This is a genomic window from Vibrio sp. 970, from assembly GCF_033339075.1.
Genome location: NZ_JAWOTW010000001.1, coordinates 472,584 through 487,821, shown reverse-complemented (window position 1 = coordinate 487,821; position 15,238 = coordinate 472,584). Strand labels below are relative to the sequence as shown.

Annotated in this window: 14 protein-coding genes; 3 read left to right on the top strand and 11 right to left on the bottom strand. The window is 43.3% G+C overall.

The genetic code is table 11. The features are described from left to right. The first annotated feature begins 24 nt into the window (after positions 1–24). The gene (locus R7Q11_RS02115; protein WP_213909509.1) at positions 25–2,055 is read left to right on the top strand and encodes an acetoacetate--CoA ligase; all 2,031 of its coding nucleotides are present in this window, start codon (positions 25–27) and stop codon (positions 2,053–2,055) included. A gap of 178 nt (positions 2,056–2,233) precedes the next feature. Here R7Q11_RS02115 and R7Q11_RS02110 read toward each other — a convergent pair whose 3' ends face one another. Continuing rightward, a complete protein-coding gene (locus R7Q11_RS02110; RefSeq protein WP_053308067.1) occupies positions 2,234–3,784 on the bottom strand; it encodes an alpha-glucoside-specific PTS transporter subunit IIBC in 1,551 nt (516 codons plus the stop codon). A gap of 55 nt (positions 3,785–3,839) precedes the next feature. Further along, positions 3,840–5,168, bottom strand: a complete 1,329-nt coding sequence (locus tag R7Q11_RS02105; protein WP_005373308.1) for a 6-phospho-alpha-glucosidase — start codon at positions 5,166–5,168, stop codon at positions 3,840–3,842. A 180-nt stretch (positions 5,169–5,348) separates the two neighbouring features. Here R7Q11_RS02105 and R7Q11_RS02100 point away from each other — a divergent pair, with 180 nt between their 5' ends. Continuing rightward, positions 5,349–6,056 (top strand): GntR family transcriptional regulator, encoded by a 708-nt coding sequence (locus R7Q11_RS02100; protein ID WP_054730587.1) that lies wholly within the window; start codon positions 5,349–5,351, stop codon positions 6,054–6,056. A 19-nt stretch (positions 6,057–6,075) separates the two neighbouring features. Here R7Q11_RS02100 and mnhG read toward each other — a convergent pair whose 3' ends face one another. From mnhG to R7Q11_RS02055, 9 genes are all read right to left on the bottom strand, one after another. Further along, complete coding sequence (gene mnhG, locus R7Q11_RS02095; RefSeq protein WP_005373314.1) at positions 6,076–6,369, bottom strand: monovalent cation/H(+) antiporter subunit G; 294 nt, start codon at positions 6,367–6,369, stop codon at positions 6,076–6,078. After that, the gene (locus tag R7Q11_RS02090; RefSeq protein ID WP_005373317.1) at positions 6,369–6,647 is read right to left on the bottom strand and encodes a cation:proton antiporter; all 279 of its coding nucleotides are present in this window, start codon (positions 6,645–6,647) and stop codon (positions 6,369–6,371) included. The genes mnhG and R7Q11_RS02090 overlap by 1 nt, the downstream gene beginning before the upstream one ends. Beyond that, the gene (locus R7Q11_RS02085; protein WP_138940130.1) at positions 6,640–7,116 is read right to left on the bottom strand and encodes a Na+/H+ antiporter subunit E; all 477 of its coding nucleotides are present in this window, start codon (positions 7,114–7,116) and stop codon (positions 6,640–6,642) included. Before R7Q11_RS02085 ends, R7Q11_RS02090 begins: the two co-directional genes overlap by 8 nt. Beyond that, complete coding sequence (locus R7Q11_RS02080) at positions 7,113–8,609, bottom strand: Na+/H+ antiporter subunit D (RefSeq protein WP_213885480.1); 1,497 nt, start codon at positions 8,607–8,609, stop codon at positions 7,113–7,115. The genes R7Q11_RS02085 and R7Q11_RS02080 overlap by 4 nt, the downstream gene beginning before the upstream one ends. Next, complete coding sequence (locus tag R7Q11_RS02075; RefSeq protein WP_104980551.1) at positions 8,606–8,959, bottom strand: Na+/H+ antiporter subunit C; 354 nt, start codon at positions 8,957–8,959, stop codon at positions 8,606–8,608. Before R7Q11_RS02075 ends, R7Q11_RS02080 begins: the two co-directional genes overlap by 4 nt. Next, a complete protein-coding gene (gene mbhE, locus R7Q11_RS02070; RefSeq protein ID WP_225466144.1) occupies positions 8,959–11,628 on the bottom strand; it encodes a hydrogen gas-evolving membrane-bound hydrogenase subunit E in 2,670 nt (889 codons plus the stop codon). The genes R7Q11_RS02075 and mbhE overlap by 1 nt, the downstream gene beginning before the upstream one ends. Positions 11,629–11,792: 164 nt before the next feature. Then, complete coding sequence (locus R7Q11_RS02065) at positions 11,793–11,984, bottom strand: hypothetical protein (protein WP_005373328.1); 192 nt, start codon at positions 11,982–11,984, stop codon at positions 11,793–11,795. 110 nt (positions 11,985–12,094) lie between these two features. Beyond that, entirely contained in the window at positions 12,095–13,030 is a 936-nt protein-coding gene (locus tag R7Q11_RS02060; protein ID WP_213885478.1) for a universal stress protein, read from the bottom strand. Positions 13,031–13,423: 393 nt separating this feature from the next. Continuing rightward, positions 13,424–14,143, bottom strand: a complete 720-nt coding sequence (locus R7Q11_RS02055) for an SDR family oxidoreductase (RefSeq protein ID WP_005373333.1) — start codon at positions 14,141–14,143, stop codon at positions 13,424–13,426. A 135-nt stretch (positions 14,144–14,278) separates the two neighbouring features. Between R7Q11_RS02055 and R7Q11_RS02050 the strand changes: the two genes are divergently transcribed. Then, positions 14,279–15,187 (top strand): LysR family transcriptional regulator, encoded by a 909-nt coding sequence (locus R7Q11_RS02050; protein ID WP_213869882.1) that lies wholly within the window; start codon positions 14,279–14,281, stop codon positions 15,185–15,187. The last annotated feature ends 51 nt before the right edge of the window (positions 15,188–15,238 follow it).

Here is a 15,238-nt window from a genome sequence, read left to right as displayed (position 1 = left end):
AAAGAATTGAAATTAGAGGGACCTATGCCAAATTCTGCACCTATTTGGTCACCATCTGCTGAGCGCGTCAGCAATAGCAACTTATTACGGTTCATCGAAAAGGTGAATAAAGACAAAGCCGAAGGTACCGTAATCAACAATTACACGTCTCTACACCAGTGGTCCATTGAGCACAATGATGAATTTTGGCGACATACTTGGCAGTTTTGCAACGTAATCGGAGATATGGGTTCGCAAGTCAAGAGCCTTGGCAGTCCCAAATGGACACCAACAGGTTCTAATCATCATCATGTAAATAGAGACACAGTATGGTTTGCTGACGCCACGCTGAACTACGCAGAGAACCTCCTATCTCAGGCTGAACAATCACCAGAGCGTGAGTTTATTGTTTTTAGCAATGAAAGCGGTGAACACCGACAACTCACCGGTAAACAGTTGCTTGAACAAGTTTCTGCCATTCAACAATGGCTACTCAATTGTGGTGTCGGTAAAAGCGATGTCGTTGCGGGTTATTTGCCCTACCTTCCTGAAACCGTTATTGCCATGCTGGCCACCACCAGTCTTGGTGCCATTTGGACTTCAACCTCTCCTGATTTTGGTATCGATAGCGTCGTAGAGCGTTTTGGTCAGGTCAAACCGAAAGTTCTTTTTTGCTGTGATGGCTACCAGTTCGGAGGCAAAGCTTTCGATATGACGAACAAGAACACCACTCTTAGTAGTAAGTTAAGCAGTGCCTCCGAAGAGACTACTATTAGCGTATGCCAAATCGAATATTTACAAAACGCTGAGAGTGCTAGCACTTCTGAGTTTGTTTCTTGGTCCGATATTACTCACCACTTTTCTCCACAATCAATTCAATATCAACCAACGCTGTTTAATGACCCGTTATTCATTTTGTATTCTTCTGGTACAACAGGTCAACCTAAATGTATTGTCCATTCCGCAGGCGGTACCTTGCTCAATCACCTCAAAGAACATCAACTGCATTGCGACATCAAATCGCAAGACAAGGTTTTCTACTACACAACATGTGGTTGGATGATGTGGAACTGGCATGTTTCCGCTCTTGCGAGTGGAGCAACCTTAGTGATTTACGACGGTAGTCCGGTTTATCCTGATCACTCCGTCTTATGGCGATTAGCAGAAGAACATAACGTGTCGCTGTTTGGTACTTCAGCGAAATACTTAGAGGCACTGGAGCATGCGAACTGCTCTCCAAAACTAGAACATAACTTGAAGTCACTCAAAACTCTGTGCTCAACTGGTTCGGTGCTTTACCCAGAACAATTTAATTATGTCTATCAGCACATCAAGCAGGACTTGCATCTCGCTTCTATCGCTGGCGGCACGGATATTTGCGGATGCTTTGTACTTGGAAACCCTATTTCACCAGTTTACAAAGGTGAATGCCAAGGCGCAGGGCTGGGAATCGATGTGCGTGTTTTGGACGACGAGGGAAAAACCATTACACAGCAACGCGGCGAACTAACTTGCAATAACTCACTACCTAACTTCCCTATTGGCTTCTGGCACGACAACGGCGAACGTTATCACAACGCTTATTGGAGCAAGTTTACCGATATCTGGCACCATGGCGACGATGTGATGCAAACCGAACATGGCGGCTTTATTTTTTATGGCCGTAGTGACGCAACCTTAAATCCAGGCGGCGTACGAATCGGTACCGCTGAAATCTACCAGCAAGTGAACGCGTTACCCGAGGTTGAAGACTCCATCGCTGTCGGCAAGTTAAACCAGCAGTCTGAAGAAATCTGGTTACTAGTAAAACTCGCTCACAACGTCGAGTTAACCCAACAACTCACCGATTCAATTCGCCAAACATTGAAAACAAAATGTTCACCGCGCCATGTCCCACGACAAATTTTTGCTATCAGTGATATTCCTAAAACGCGCTCAGGCAAATTGGTTGAGCTAGCAGTGAAACAATTGGTAAACGGACAAGCTGTAAAAAACATTGGTGCTATTGCTAACCCAGAAGTGCTGGAAGAAATTAAAACGCTTTTCAACATAGAAAGTGGCGCCACTGTCACTTAGAGACTCAACAAGTCTTCCAACAATACAGACGGGTATAACCTAACTGTATTTTTAGCTCGCTCGATAACTCCTCCCCACTTTCGTGGAAACTGCGCGAAATATGCTTCATGTACACAAAAAAGGTGAGATAATTCTATCTCACCTTTGAGCCATATGAGCTGGAGCATTAGTTTGGGGGTTAAGCTTTTATCAGTTGGCTCATATCTTCGCGAACTTGTGGCACCGTTAAACCAACGATGATTTGAAGGCTCTCTTGATTTCTAACAATATTCACCGCTCCGTGCTGTGTGAAAAATGCGTTCTCCTTTACAAGAGAGACATCTTTAACTTTAACACGCAGACGCGTCGCGCAATTAGTTAACAAGTCAATGTTTTCTTTTCCACCCAAACCTTCAATAAAGGCACTAGCTTGTGACGGACTTGCGCTACTGTTATGGACCGCTTTCGCTTCTTTGTAGTCAGCTTTGGAATACAACTTACTATCTGCACCTTCACGTCCCGGAGTAAGTATGTTGTATTTTAAAATAAGCGCGCGAAACGTAACAAAGTAAACACCAGTAAACATGAGACCAATAATAATCTGAATCACGTATGTTCCTGCATGGTTACCAGCCAAAGGCAACCAGTTTTGGAAAATGAAGTCTATCAAGCCAGTCTGAAAGTTACCGGAAACACCAAACATAAAGGCGATCGTTGCCATTGTCGCAGATAACAACGCATGCAAAGCAAACAGCGCAGGTGCGATAAATAAGAATGTAAACTCTATTGGTTCGGTTATCCCTGTAAGAATTGCTGTGATTGCGGCTCCGAGCACTAACCCCATCACCATCTTTTTATTTTCTTTTTTCGCAACTGAATAGAGTGCTAGTGCGATACCCGTACAACCAAACACTTTACCCATTCCCGTCAACATCAAACCACCCTGAGGAAATTGTGTCGTTAAACTTTCCGAGCTCTGGGCGAATGTCTGTATATTTTGAATCCAATAGGCAACCGTTCCGCCATCGACTGCAACTGGCCCATAAAAAACGGGACCATATACGAAATGATGCAACCCCGTTGGTATCATGATTCGCTCTAAAAACGTAAATAGCCATACCCCTAACGATCCAGCAGAAACCAAAAATGATTGCAGATTGTTAATACCATGCTGAATACTTGGCCAAGTCAAACAAGTTAGAATTGCCATCACGACCATAATGGGGAAACTAATGATCACAACCAATGGCGTTCCGCCAAATACAGCCGCCCAATCCGGTAGCTTTTTATCAAAGAATCGGTTGTGAACCCAAACAGAGAGACTTGCAATTAAAATGGCACCTAGTAAGTTGGTATCAAGCGTTAGAATGCCACCAACTTCAGTCAAACCTCGCTCACCTTCCGTATAGTTCACGCCCAGTTCTGGTCCCCAAAATTGAAGGATTCCACCAATAACGTAGTTAAACGTAATGTAGGAAACGAGTGTTGCAAGTACAGCGCGACCAGATGCTTTTTTAGCTAAAGCGATAGGTAACCCAACGGCAAAAATAAGTGCCATATTTTTAAATACAGCGAGAGATGCCTGTAAAATGATCGTCGAGACTTTAACCCAAGCACTCCCCTCTAGTGCCCAAGGAAACACTTCTTGATTTAACAGCACAACAGAGAAACCCAATAACATGCCCGCTGCTGGAAATAATAGAACGGGAACAAACATCGCGGCTCCGAACCTTTGAATAATGTCTTTCATATAAACCTCTTGTTTCATTCACGGAGCCTACAAGTAGGCCCCGAACGTCCAGTTGTTATTGAAAAAATTGAGGAAGGTAGGCTTTATTTTCTTCTAGTAATTGTTTTGTTATTTCTTTAGCTTTTGGCACATTAACCACGGTACGGTTAAGTGTGAGTGCATTAATCAGCTTTTGCTGACTTCCTTCGTACCAAGCATCCACGACTAATTTCTCGTAACCAAGTTGGCTCTCAATCATGGCTTTTTGGAAGGTTGGGATTTTTCCTACAGTAAAAGCTTTCGGTCCATCACTAGTTAGCGCAGCTGGAACTTCTACCATGGCGTCATTTTGTAAATTTGTAATAGCACCATTATTCGGTACGATGACGAGATACACATCGCTCAAGTTGTAGGCAAGCGAAGCCGCAACTCTCACCATGTATCGACCATGGATATCGGCATGCAGTGTTTCGTGCTTCGTGGTGCCCGCTTCAATTATTCTTGCGTTCAATTCGAACACTCGTTTCTCACGGCCGTTAATTACCTGCCTTGCGCGAGTATTATTGATATCCTCTTTCGCCACCATTTTTTCAGGGTACAAATAGTATTGAAGATACGTATTCGGCAAAAACTCTGGATTATCAGCAAGCATTGTTCTCATGTTTTTGAATGTGGCTTGCCACGATGGGTCATCCGCTATTTCCGCATCAACCGCACTGATCCCTTCTTTTAGGATGATATTTTTAATTTTGTCCGTTAAGTCTTCACCCTGTTTGTTACGAATTTTGGTAAACCAACCATAGTGATTAAGCCCAAAATATTCAGGAACGAAGTCCCAGATTTCACATCCTAACAATTGCGCATAGCTGACCATAATCGCTGCTGGCATATCACAGATATTTAGAATTCGCTTATCATGCGGAAATTCACGATTTAAAGCTTCAGCGACAATTGCCGCCGGGTTGGTGTAATTAAGAATCCACGCATCTGGACACGTTTGTCGGATCTCGTTCACTAGCTGGATCATGTCGCCGATAGAGCGAAGTCCATATGCCATTCCTCCCGCGCCACATGTCTCTTGCCCAACACAAGAGTTGGATAGCGGGATTTGTTCATCGCGCTCGCGCATGGCCAACCCACCAGTGCGGATCTGGATAAAGAAAAAGTCCGAATCTGCGAATGCGACAGATTTATCCGTTGTATAAACAAACTCTTCAACTTCTGGATAGTGTTCTCGCAATAGAATTTCAGTAGCTAATGCATTCGATTCTTGGCGTTTCTCATCTATGTCGTAAAACACGACTTTTGCGAGTGGAAAGTTATCTTTTTCGGCAATAAGGCTGTTCATCATACCAAGTGTGTATGTACTGCCAGCACCAACAATCGTTAATTTTTGACGTTTCATTTCGCTACCTCAAATGTTTATCCTGAAAATGTATAAAATAAGTATTAATACTTTTATGATACATTTAAAGTATAAGCACAAAGATACGAGATAAAAATCACACAAAGATCCTAAGGAAAAGTATTAACTACATCTCAGATCACATTCTTGCTATCATGATCCAAGACTTAGCGAGGTATTATGAAACCCAAATACATAGACATTGCGGAACGATTAGAAAAAAAGATCAAAGATGGGGAACTACAACCGAAATCGATGCTTCCAAAAGAGAGTGATTTACAAGAAGAGTTTTCCGTAAGCCGCGTAACCATCAGAAAAAGCTTACAAATTCTGGTCGACAATAATTTAATTAGTCGGACAAGAGGTAGTGGAACTTATGTAAACGATCTAAAAGCCCAACATGATGCCTTACATTTGCTGGGTTTTATCGAGGAAGTCAGTAAACAGGGGAAAACGCCTAGCTCTCAAGTCATAAAGTTCGAACTTAAAAAGCCGAATGAGCAGGTTGCTAAGCAGTTAAATCTCTCGCCCAATGATGATACATATGAAATACATAGACTCAGATGTATTAATGATGAGCCTGAAATTTACGAAGTCACTCATATGCCAGCAATGTTATTTCCAGACTTGAGCATAGCCATAATGAATGGTTCTAAATATGAGTACATTGAAAATAGCAAAGGATTGAAAATTGCGAAAAGCAGTCAGTCTGTCAAACCGTACTTGTTAGATGCAGAGACGGCCTCATACCTGAATGAATCAGAAGCTTCCCCTATTCTAAAAGTTGAGTCCACTGGTTACCTAGAAGATGGTCGTGCATTTGAATATACCGTCAATTACTTCCGACTTCATCAATACAGCTTCGAGTTTATTTCAACTAGGGCGTAGTACTATTCGACGCTAATGGTTAATCATTGCGCCAAATCTTATATCCGACCTCTCGCATTGCTCTGCCGAGCAGGTGGGAGGCGACTGGCGCAGTGAGAACGATAAACAACATCGTACCGATAACCCGAGAGATCACGGTAACTTCAGGGAGTGAGAAAGCGACCGCTAATAACAAGCAGCTCACTCCGACAGTTCCAGCTTTGGTCGCTGCATGCATTCGGGTATACAAATCAGGAAGCCTCAGGACACCTAGACTTGCAACCAAGGTCAACAATGTTCCTAAGCATAAAAATAGTCCAATCAACACGTCCATTATTCTTTCTCCTTTCTTTTAACGATCAAACGTGCAAATGCGATCGTGCCGAGAAATGCGACCAAACCTAATGTAATGGCGATATCTAACAGAGCGTCCTCACCGCTGTCTAAGGTGTAAACCGTAATAAATCCGATAGTGATAAATGAAATCAGATCTAACGCCACAACTCGATCAGCTAGCGTTGGTCCTAGAATTAAACGAGCAAAAGCCATAACAAAGCTGAGTAGTAGCCCAGAATAGGCAAAAGTGACCGTTATTTGCAGCCAACTATCCACGCGTCACCTCCAAAATTCGATGCTCTAACCCATCTTTAATTCCGCGAATAACCTCTTCATGTTCAGGTACAAACATGGCATGAACGATAAGATACTTTTTATCAGCCGTAACATCCAAACTAAGCGTGCCCGGTGTTAAAGAAACCATGTTCGCCAGTAATGTGATTTCTAGATCAGAATCGACCTCCAGAGGGACATAAACGATATCAGGCTGACTCAAATGAGTAGGTGTCACGACGTCCCACACCACTTTCGCAACCGATATAACCATTTCATAAGCGAAGTACATCAATAACTTCAATGCAGATGCAAAACGTTGAAAATAGCTCGTTTTCAATCCAAATGGTTGACTCAACCTTAAAGCAAAAAAACCGACCGTAAATCCGACAACAAAATTCAGACTCGAATAGCTGCCGTTAAGCATCATCCACGCTAACGCTAAGAAAAAATTGAGGAATAGATAGATCATGCATTTCCTCCTAACACCACTCTGATGTATTCAGTCGGATTTAACAGTTGTTCTGCAGCTTGAACGGAAAATTGATAAAAAGGCTCCGCCACTAAGCCAATGATTAGCGTCAACGTTGTCAATACAATAATTGGAACGCAGTACAACCAATGTACTTTGGCCTGCAGAGTCTGTTCTGGCTTATCTCTAAATGGCTTTTTCCAAAATGCCTCACTCCAAATTTTCGTCATCGAGTAGACAGTAAGCAACCCCACCAATAACGCGGTACCTGCTAACCAGTAATATTCAGCCTGTATGCTCGACTTGATGACCAATAGCTTTCCCCAGAAACCCGATAGCGGTGGAAAACCGGCCAGAGAAAACGCAGGGACAAGAAACAAGAACGCTAACCAAGGCATAGCTTTGTATACCCCACCCAAATGTTCAAGTTGACTAGAGCCATATTTGCGCTCGATGAATCCACCTATTAAGAACAAATTCGCTTTTACAATGATGTGATGAACAATGTAGAAAATGGCACCGGCTAAAGCTAAGGGAGTGTAAATAGCCAACCCCATGATCATATAGCCTATTTGGCTAATAATATGAAAAGAAAGAATTTTCTTAATGTCGAATTGGCTAGCCGCTCCTAAAACGCCCGTTAACATGGTTAGCCCTGCGACCCAAATTAACGTCGGTTGCCAACCACTCTCGGCGAGCGGAAATACCAAGGTAAAGACTCTTATCAACGCGTATACACCGACTTTAGTAAGCAACGCGGCAAACAGTGCCACCACACCGCTTGGTAACGTGTGATAAGAAGCTGGCAACCAAGCAAATAAAGGAAAGAGTGCCGCTTTAATAGAAAAGGCAAACAAAAATAGCGCGGACAGCATCATGTTGATGCTCAATTCATTTTCCCCTACTTTGGTGTAGAGATCGGCCAAGTTCAAGGTGCCCGTTGCGCCATACAACAAGCCGATAGCAAGCAAAAATACCAGCGTCGAAATCAGGTTCAACATCACGTACTTTACTGCACCATCAACTTGAGTTTTCGTTGCATCTAACACCATTAAACCAAATGATGAAATGAGCATGACCTCAAACCAAACATACAGATTAAAAATATCTCCAGTCAGGAAAGCGCCATAAACGCCAGCAAGCAACATGTGCATTAACGCATGGTAATTGCTATAGGAGGGCTTTCGGTGAAGGTCCGCCATCGCGTAGAAAACACATATCGCACCAATCACCGCCGTGATCATCACCATAGCAACGCTGAGGTAATCTGCGACAAACACGATACCAAATGGCGCACTCCACTGACCAAAAGCAACGGCTTGAATACCATTATTTATGATGTTTTCTGTGAGAAAGCCCGCAACGAAAAGGTTCGAAATCGCACTTACACCGCTCAACCACTCAACACTTTTTGTTGAGCGACGGACGAAGAAGATAATCAACGCCGTACTCAGCGAGAGAACTACCGGTAACGTAAGCAAAATCGAACTCATTGACCCTCCTCAGAACGTTGCATTTCATCGACGTTTGCAGTTCCAGTGTCTTTATAAGCTCGATAGAACAGCATTAAAGAAAAAATAAGTAGTCCAAAACCGATGACTATCGCAGTTAAGATAAGCGCTTGAGGTAAAGGATTTGCCGCGCTATCTGGTGGTAAAAGAGCATTATCGCCAATCAATGGCGGCTCTCCAGGCGTCAGCCTTCCAGCGGTAAAAATAGCAAGGTTAACCGCACTACTGAGTAACATGATGCCGAACAAAAGGCGCAAGATATGCTTTTCAAGCATTAAATAAACACCTGCTGCGACAAATACTCCAATGACAACACTCCAGACTATTTCCATCACTCTAGCTCCTCATTAATACGAAGCAGCATACCCATCACGCCACCTATAACGGCAAGGTAAACACCAACATCAAAAACCAATGGCGTCCCTAGTGGTATCACGTCTTTCCACCACAGTCCGGTCAAAAACGGTTTATCAAACGCAAAGCTCAAAGCACCAGAAACTAAGCTCAATGCGATGCCAGATAACGCAATGAGAAACGGTTTGAAATACAACCTAGAACGAACGTATTTCGGTGATTCCGCGAACATGAGAAGTGATAAACCAATAACGGCAATCAACGCACCAATAAAGCCACCACCCGGTTCGTTATGACCACGTAACAACAGATACACTGAAAATACGAGCATGAGTGCCGAAACAATGTGTGCCGTGGTTGCAAAAATTAATGATTGGATACGATTTTGCTTTTTCGCTCTTGTCTTAAGCAAACTCACTGCAGCAATCCCTGCAATAACAACGACAACAACTTCTCCCAATGTATCAAATGCGCGAAAGTCGACCAGAATAACGTTAACAATGTTTCGCCCATGTCCACCCGGGACACTGTTTTCTGCAAAGAAATCTGACACCGAAGAGTCCATCGGCTGAGACGTGATTCCTAACAAAAGTAAAGTAACCGAAACACCTATCACACCTGCTATGCAAATATTCGCTACTTTACGTTTTATTGAATGCTTGGGCACGGTGGTTAGACGTGGCATATGACGCATTAACAATGCAAGAAAGACCACCATTAATGTTTCCACTAACAGTAAAGTCTTCGCAACGTCCGGGGCGCTATAAATCATAAAAACAAGCGTGGTCATGAAGCCAATCATACCAAGCGCAGAAATCGCAAGAAGTCTTGCGTGGGACAACGTACATACGAGCGCAGCACCAATCAACAATAAGGCAATACCAATCTCATAGAAAGTGACACTTGAAAGTTCGCCAACCAAAGGCAGAGGAATAAGCGCTACCTGACTCAGTAACGCAACGGCAAGTACCGTGAAAAATAATAGGACATAGCGACTCAATTTCTTTTGCTGTAACCGCGCCGTTTGCCACTTCGCCACTGTCATCATGCCATCTAATAGTCGTTCAAAAATATTCTCCGCTTTGGGGACGAATAGATGGAACCGCTGAAAAAATGCAGACACAGCTGGATAAACACGGTACACCACATACCCCAACGCTAACGTAATAACGCTTAACACTAACGGTACATTCACGCCATGCCATAGTGATGTCTCTTTAAGAGCTGCTGTGGGCAGAATGTCAGCAGAGCCCGGAAAAATAATATTGCGATCTAACCAATTTAAACCGAATAACGGGACCAGGAGACTGCCAAGTGCCAGGAGCAAAGGCGAGATCCACATGGCTTTTTTTGTCTCAACTGGCTTAGTTTCAATCGGCACGAGATCACGGCGAGCAAAGAATGGTCTCGCAATAAGCATAATGGTTAGCGCGACCATCAGTATATTCACGATTAATAGTACAAAGGCGATCCAATTATTGAGCTCTACTGCGGACTTATACATGTATTCTTTGCTCAAAAAGCCTAACAACGGCGGGAACCCCGCTTTAGACAATGCAGCCAAACTCCCCGCAACCATGCTGATGACGAGAGCTGACTTCAGACCGTACAATTGATCAATATCTCGTGTTCCTGTCGCTTTGTCGATATTACCCACCACCATAAACAGCGCAGCTTTATAGAAAGAGTGAGCGAGAATAAACATCAATACCGCACTAACGGCCAAATCTGTGCCCATACCTAGTAATAATGTTAATTTACCCAAAGCAACATTCGTGCTGTAGGCTAGCATCAGCTTCAAGTCAGCTTGTTTTAATGCGACAAATGTGCACCAAATGGCCGTGATACTCCCAGTGATGACTAAAGCATAAAACCAGATCTCGCTGTGGGCATAAACTGGCGATAAACGTGCTAATAGGTAAATGCCTGCCTTTACCATTGTTGCCGAGTGTAAATACGCACTGACCGGAGTGGGAGCTGCCATCGCGTTAGGTAGCCAAAAATGAAACGGGAATTGCGCAGATTTAGTAAATGCACCGAGTAGTATGAGCACTAGAGATGGGATAAACCATTCATGCTGCGCAATAGTTCCTGCCTGCTCGATAATGGTATTTAGCTCATAACTCCCTGCCATTGCTCCCAGAAAGATAAGACCCGCTAGCAACGCTAGTCCACCAGCACCGGTAACAATCAGCGACTGCAAGGCGTTTTTCCGAGACGTTTTATTTTCGTGATTAAACCCGATCAGTAAGTAAGAAGTGATGGTGGTGAGTTCCCAGAAAACAAATAACAACAGAATGTTATCGCTCATCACAATCCCTAGCATGGCAAGCATGAATAGGGTTAGATACAAATGAAAGGAAAACCGGCTATCACTTTCTCGTAAATAAGCCAAAGCGTAGATTTGAATCAGTGCGCCAATCCCACTGATCAGTCCCGCAAAAAGAAATGAAAGACCATCTAATCTAAAGCTAAGGTTGATATCGAGGCTTGGTATCCATTCCGCATTCCAGCTCACGCCTGCAGGAGTATAGATATAGAAGAGAAAAGAGAAGATTAAAACTGGCAGCGCAGGGAAAATCAGTAAGACCAACTGATTATCTAGGTTTTTCGGCAGGTTTTCTTTACCCGTTATGTTATTCAACATCGCAGCCCATTCGTTATTATAAGAAGGTATGCGCTAATCGGCGCAAATGACAAACTCCACTGTATTGTTTTAGCCCAAGCGCTTCAAAAACGATCATGAAACCAAGGGAAAAGTAGCAAACAGTAATCACTGAGTGCTACTTAGAGGAACGCCGATACAAACCGCTATTTGCTGTCTGCTACGGCATAAGAACGTAGGTCACTACTTACGTGTTCTTGGCTGAATGTATATGGATTATCGTCATCAGCTAACTCGAATGCATCGTAGGTGCAGTCACCGATATCATTTCTCGGACAAACATAAACATTCGAACGTTCTATCATTTCTGTGTGGCATTTCGGGCATAGGTTTTTCATGTCACTCTCCTCTGATAACTTATTGATACATTGATAATTCCATGTTCTAGAGATCCATCTCCCTCCTTTACCTAAAACAATCACTTAAACCCAACTTTGTTACACCCCAATTACTGAATCGGTGAGACAAAACCACCGGGCTTAAGAGCGACCAAACTACAGTTAATCGATTGCAAAATATTTTCAGCCGTATTACCAATGACATAGCCAGATATACCAGTCCTCGCTAAGGTACCCATGACCAACACGTCTACCTCAATACTTTCTACGTAATCTGGAATCTTTTCGTCGGGTTTTCCATGCAGGTGGTGAATCACAATTTCACCTGTAATCCCAGACTCCTCCAACAGCTGTTGCAGAGCTTGTTTATGATCGGCTTTTGCCTTGTCGAGTTCATGTTTCAACTCAGCATCATCGACTTGAATCCAAGCGTTACCATTTAGGTAGTTTTCTAAGTAATACTCCCAGCAAGAAATTACGTGTAAACGACTATCGCAGGTGTCGGCAATCGAACGCGATAATTCGAGTAAACGCACGGCTAATGAGTGCTGTTCATCGCTTGCCGTTAATGGGTCGATAGCCACAGCAACACGGCGCTTATCTCTTGGCTTATCAATTGGTCGGTGCAACCAAAGCGGACAAGGGCATTTTCGTAACAGAGTCATATCAATAGCTTTGAAACCCTCAGCACCTTCACCGAGCGGTTCAGCTTCTTTGATGATGAGATCTTTGTTATCAGCTAATGCTTCTTGAATAATACAGACAGCGGGCTTTTCACTGCTTTTCACAGTAAGAGGAAATGCGAGATCCTCTTCAGAGAGTCCCAGCTTCTGTCTGTATTCGTGAATACTTTGTTTGAGGGAGTCTTGCAGCGATTGCTCATAACTTTGCTGATACTGGATCATGTCTGTTGGGAAATCAGGACACGCTATTAGCCCTGAGACAGGCACTTTGTTGCTAGATGCAATCCTCATCGCTTGTTCGAGGGCGTCACTATGGCCTGGCAATCCTTGTGTTGCAAAAAGTATGTTTGCGAATCGTTTCATACACACCTCCTTGTTTGGTTAAATATTAACCACCCACAAAGTATAATACCTAACGGATAATTGTAACGGCTTGTGACGTTGATGAAATCAATTCTCATTAAGAGACGGATATTGCTTCATTTTGTTTTACGTCACACTCTCCTTTCTTCACAACTATCGCCTTCGACCTAAATAAATTCCGCTACCTAAAGTTGAGACCAAATAAAAACCCAAATTACTCAAAGTTTTTTCTCACCTTGAGTAACTTGGGTATAAGCAATAACACACTTAGTGTCCGGATTTAAATGGATGGCCTAAATTTTCACGCAACTTAGTTTAAAGATGCCATCTCAATCACGAATCGATATGCAAAGTTTTACGGCTTTAGTGACCTAAAATCCCCGTAACTCAATGTTAAGGTTGTTGTTTTGTCGGTGCCAAAGCAATTTCACGAACACATACACCTTGCGGTTGCTGATAAGCAAACAGCACTGCGCGTGCGATGTCATCTGCGGCCAACACACCGCCCATATCCACCTTCCAGGCGTCATAACCATCTTTAATATCTTGAGACGTTGTATGTGAAAGTAATTCCGTTTCCACTGCACCAGGTGCAATCGTCGTAACGCGAACATTCGATGACGCAACTTCTTCACGTACGTTTTCAGAAATAGCATGAACCGCAAATTTGGTACCGCAATAAGCAGCATGATCAGGGAATGTTTTCTTGCCCGCGATAGAGCTGATGTTAATGATCGTACCACTGTTACGTGCTTTCATAGGTGCTAGGACGGACTGCATGCCATTGAGCAAGCCAATTACGTTCACATCAAACATGCGCTTCCACTCCGATGCTTCCTGAGTATCTATCTGACCTAGAAGCATAACGCCTGCGTTATTTACAAGTGCATCTACCGGACCATACAACGCTTCAGCTTTCTCAATTGCAGCCTCAAAAGAAGCTTTGTCGGTCACATCTACCTTTTCACAAAGCGTATTTGGTAAGTTTAATGCTTCCAAACGTTCTACACGTCTTGCTAACAAAAGAAGAGCATGGCCCTGTTCACTGAAGTGACGTGCAATCGCTTCACCAATGCCTGAACTAGCGCCTGTAATAACAATTAACTTTTTCATTTTGAATCCTTAATCGAACGGTTTACATCAGTGGCGGTAAGTTTAAGAAAACTTTGTTTGTTGATATATACCGACCTAGTTGAAACACTGTTGTTATACTGCAACAATACTTTTTTGAATTATGAAGAAGTCATCATGCAAACACACATCAACCTTGCGGATATTCGCTCTTTCGTCCTAATCGCTCAACTAGGAAACTTCACGAAAGCAGCAGAGCAACTTGGCGTTTCTCGCTCACACGTTTCACGTCAAATAACAAATCTGGAGCAACAGATTGGTGTCACTTTGCTACAAAGGACCACTCGAACACTGAACCTCACCGAAGCAGGCAAGGTTCTGTGTAAACAGTGTGAAACTGCCCTTCACAATATTGATCAAGCTGTTATGGCAGTGGTTGATGATGTAGAAGACTTAAGAGGTGACATTCGTATCAACTGTGTGGGGGGCTATTTAGGAGAAGACGTTGTCGCAGATATCGTTGCTCAATTTCTAATCCAACACCCACAAGTGAGCATTAACTTAGATTTTAGTAGCCATCGTGTCGATTTAATCGCGGATGAATTCGATATCGCTTTTCGAATGGGAAAGTTAGACGACTCCAACTTCATCGCTCGCAAACTGATCGATGTGGAAATGGGGACATACGCAAGCCCAAACTATTTAGAAACATATGGCTATCCTTCGCATCCAAAGGACTTAGAAAAACACGTTTGTTTGACAGGTAGTGTGACACGGTGGGCATTTGAGAACACGAATACAAAGCAGTCAACGGAACACCAGATACGTGGACAGTTACGATGTAAGAGTGGCAGAGTAATGATAAAAGCAGCCTTGGCGGGAAATGGCATCATCCGTGTGCCAACACTTTATTGCCAACAAGAACTCCAGACAGGCAAGCTAAAAGAAGTGTTTACCGACTGGAGCATTCCGAGTGTGGAATTTTCACTCCTTTATCATCACGACCGACATCAACCAAAACGCATCCGAGCCTTTGTTGATTTTACTACGCAATACTTTCGCAAACTGCAGAGTAAAGACAAGTAACCTGCACGTTGGTACCTGTCTATGTATGCTTTATAGGCTGAGCCTGTGAAC